General features: G+C 69.2%; 3 protein-coding genes. All 3 read left to right on the forward strand.

Annotation, left to right across the window (positions count from 1 at the left end; translation table 11 throughout):
* Nucleotides 1-1,489 (forward strand): TonB-dependent receptor domain-containing protein (locus VFZ20_RS32465; protein WP_329688137.1); only part of this gene is annotated, 1,489 nt, incomplete at its 5' end.
* A gap of 270 nt (nucleotides 1,490-1,759) precedes the next feature.
* Nucleotides 1,760-3,199: a glucoamylase family protein gene (locus VFZ20_RS32470; RefSeq protein ID WP_329688138.1), complete on the forward strand. Its 1,440-nt coding sequence runs from the start codon at nucleotides 1,760-1,762 to the stop codon at nucleotides 3,197-3,199.
* The coding region (locus VFZ20_RS32475; RefSeq protein WP_329688139.1) for a glycoside hydrolase family 3 N-terminal domain-containing protein at nucleotides 3,192-3,899 on the forward strand (708 nt) is incomplete at its 3' end. The genes VFZ20_RS32470 and VFZ20_RS32475, both read left to right, overlap by 8 nt.

The following is a 3,899-nucleotide window of genomic DNA, read 5'->3' on the forward strand; positions in this document are numbered from 1 at the left end:
GGCCGGTGACCACGTGGTCAAGGGGGGATTCAACCTCGACTTCCTGGACTACGACATCCTCAAGCGCAACTCCGAGAACCCGCGCTTCGTGTACGAGTCGTGGTTCTTCAACTACAGCATCCCGCAGCGGGTGGAGTTCCAGACGGGCGACCCCAACTTCAGCGCCACCAACACGCAGCTGGGCCTGTACCTGCAGGATGACTGGAGCCCCACGGAGCGCCTGGTGCTCAACCTGGGCGTGCGCTGGGACTACGAGTCCAACATGATGAACTACGACTACGTGACCCCCCGGGCCGTGGTCGACTCGCTGACCAAGTACTCCAACCGGCTGTTCCTCCCCCTGGACCAGGAGCGGTACTTCACGGACGGCAACGACCGCTCGCCGTGGTACGGGGCCATCCAGCCGCGCCTGGGCTTCAGCTACGGGCTGGGGCGCGACCAGCGGACGGCCGTCTTTGGCGGCTGGGGCCTGTTCTACGACCGCACGGTCTTTGACTACGCCCTGGAGGAAAGCTTTGCCCTGCAGCACCCCAGCTACCGCATCGAGTTCTCGCACCCGGACAGCGCCGCGGTGCCGGGACGCGTGCGGTGGGACCCCTCGTTCCTGTCGGGCGGGCAGGACGTGGTACAGGAGCTCATCCAGAACCGCGCGGCCAACACGCCCGAGGTCAAGCTCATCCCCAACGACCTGCGGCCGCCGCGTGCCCAGCACTTCAACCTGGGCCTGCGCCACGACTTTGGCCTGTGGAACGCGTCGGTGGCGTACACCGGGGTGCGCAGCGAGAACCAGTTCACGTTCTACTTCGCGGACCAGAACTTTACCTGCGAGCCGCGCACGTTCGCCTGCTTCACCAACAACGACATCCCCGGCTTCAGCACCATCCTGCTGGGCGACGACCAGGGCAAGACGTGGTACGACGCCCTGCAGGTCAAGGTGGACCGCCCGTACCGCAGCCGCGGGCAGGGCACGTTCGGGTGGGGCGGCGGCCTGGCCGTGACGGTGGCCGAGCGCGAGACGCAGGGCTTCAACGACCTGTTCAGCTTTCCCAACCCGGCGGACTACCCGCGCCAGGTGCGCAACGACGAGCGCGTGCGCATCGTGGGCCACTGGGTGGTGGACGTCCCGTTCGCGTGGGGCACGCAGTTCAGCGGGCTGGTGAACCTGGGCTCGGGCACGCGCTACGACGCGGGCGACCGCTTCGCGGGCAACTTTGACCCGGGCGGCTTTTCGCCCGTGCGCCGCTCGTTCCTGGTGCCGGACGCGTTCGGCTTCCGCACGGTGGACCTGCGCCTGCGCAAGGACTTCCTGAACGTGCGGGGCAGCCGCATCGGCGTGACGGCGGACGCGTTCAACGTGTTCAACTACCAGAACTACGGCTGCTACAACACCTCCAACCCGTCGGACCCCAACTTCGGGACGGCCGGGTGCGTGATCAGCGATCCGCGCCGCCTGCAGTTCGGGCTGGAGATGAACGCCATCCGCCGGTAGACGGAAGTGCGTGAGTGCGGAAGTGCGTGAGTAGGGAAGGGAGCGGGGCCGCCGTCCGTTCGCGGGCGGCGGTCCCGGCAGTGCGAAAGTGCGAAAGTGCGAAAGTGCGAAAGTGCGAAAGTGCGAAAGTGCGAAAGTGCGAAAGTGCGAAAGTGCGAAAGAATTGATCGTGCGGATTGATGGGCTGGTGCCGCGGGACCCCTTGAATCGACTCGATTGATCTCACCCGGTTGATACGCCGTCCACCCCGCGCCCGGGAGCGTGCCGCTGATGCGCCTGATCTCCGCCGTGCTCGTGTCGTCCGTCCTCGCCTCCGCCGGGTGCGCGGCCGCCGCCGGTCCATCCGCGTCGCCGGCCATGCCCGCCGTACCGTCCGCGGCGGCCCAGGAGGCATTCCTGGACACGCTGCAGGAGCGCACCTTCCGCTGGTTCTGGGAGACGACCAACCCGCGCAACGGCCTGGTGCCGGACCGCTGGCCGACGAAATCGTTCAGCAGCGTGGCGTCCGTGGGGTTCGGGCTCACGGCGTACGCGGTGGGCGTGGAGCGCGGATGGGTGTCGCGCGGCAACGCGGCGGACCGCACGCTCACCACGCTGCGTTTTTTCTGGAACGCGCCGCAGGGCCCCGCACCCGTGGGGATGACGGGACACAAGGGGTTCTACTACCACTTCCTGGACATGGAGACGGGGCACCGGTTCGAGCGGGTGGAGCTTTCCACCATCGACACCGGGCTGCTGATGCTGGGCGTCCTGGCCGCCGCGGAGTACTTCGACGGCCCCGATCCGCGCGAGGCGGAGATCCGTGCCCTGGCGGACTCGCTGTACCGCCGCGTGGACTGGGCCTGGGCCGCCACGCCGCGCCCGCCCCTGGTCAGCATGGGCTGGCACCCGGAGGACGGCTTCATCCCGCACGACTACAAGGGCTACAGCGAGGCGATGTTCCTGTACGTCCTCGCGCTGGGCTCGCCCACGCACCCCATCCAGCCCGCCGCGTGGAACGCGTTCACGTCCACCTACGTGTGGGCGGACTTCCAGGGCTATCCGCAGGTCAACTTTCCGCCCCTCTTCGGCCACCAGTACTCGCACGCGTGGATCGACTTTCGCGGCATCCGTGACGCGTACATGCGGGACAAGGGGCTGGACTACTTCGAGAACTCGCGCCGCGCCACGTACGCCCAGCGCCAGTACGCCATTGCCAACCCCATGGGCTGGGACGGCTACGGGCCCAACCTGTGGGGGCTCACGGCCGCGGACGGGCCCAAGGACACCACGCTGGCCATCAACGGCCGGCAGCGGACGTTCTGGACCTACCGCGCCCGCGGCGTCTCCGCCGACTTCGTGGAGGACGACGGCACGCTGGTCCCCACGGCGGCGGGCGGATCCGTGGCGTTCGCGCCGGAGATCGCCATCCCCGCGCTGATGAGCATGCGCCGCACGTACGGCGACAACCTGTTCCAGCGCTACGGCTTCCTGGACAGCTTCAATCCCACGCTCAAGCAGCCCATGCCGCTGCAGCACGGGCGCATCGTCCCCGGCGTGGGCTGGTTCGACGGCGACTACCTGGGCATTGACCAGGGGCCCATCGTGCTGATGATCGAGAACCACCGCAGCGACCTCGTCTGGCGGCTGATGCGCGAGAACGAGCACGTGGTCCGCGGCCTGTGCCGCGCGGGCTTCACGGGCGGCTGGCTGGAAGGACGCTGTGGCTGATCGCCCCGCCGCCGCGATCGCGTTCATCCGCCGCGCCTCGGTGCTCGGCGGATGCGCGGCGCTGCTGGCGTCGTGCGCGTCGTCGTCCCGCGCGGATCCCGGCTACACGGTTTCGTACCAGGCGCTCGTGCCGCCCACGGACGCGCCGCCCGCCACGCCCGGCGGGGACCTGCGCGAAGCGGCGTTCGTCGACAGCGTCCTCGCGCTGATGACGCTTCCCGAGAAGCTGGGGCAGGTCAACCAGTACGCGGGCAGTTGGGGGCCGAACGGCGTCATCGTCGACTCCACGGTCGAGCGGCAGGTGCGCTCCGGACAGGTGGGCTCGTTCCTGAGCGTGTGGGGGGTGGATGCCACGCGGCGGCTGCAGCGCATCGCCGTGGAGCAATCGCGTCTCAAGATCCCGCTGCTGTTCGCGCAGGACGTCATCCACGGGTTCCGCACGGTCTTTCCCGTGCCGCTGGCCGAGGCGGCGAGCTGGGATCCGCGGATGGCGCGGGAGGCGGCGCGCATCGCGGCGTGGGAGGCGTCGGCGTACGGCATCCACTGGACCTTCGCGCCCATGGTGGACATCGCCCGCGACCCGCGCTGGGGGCGCATCGTGGAGGGCTCGGGCGAGGACCCGTACCTCGGTTCGGTGATGGCGGCGGCGCGGGTGCGCGGGTTCCAGGGCACGGATCTGCGCGCGCCCACCTCCATCGCC

Origin of the sequence: Longimicrobium sp., from assembly GCF_036280135.1 — a bacterium.
GTDB lineage: Bacteria > Gemmatimonadota > Gemmatimonadetes > Longimicrobiales > Longimicrobiaceae > Longimicrobium.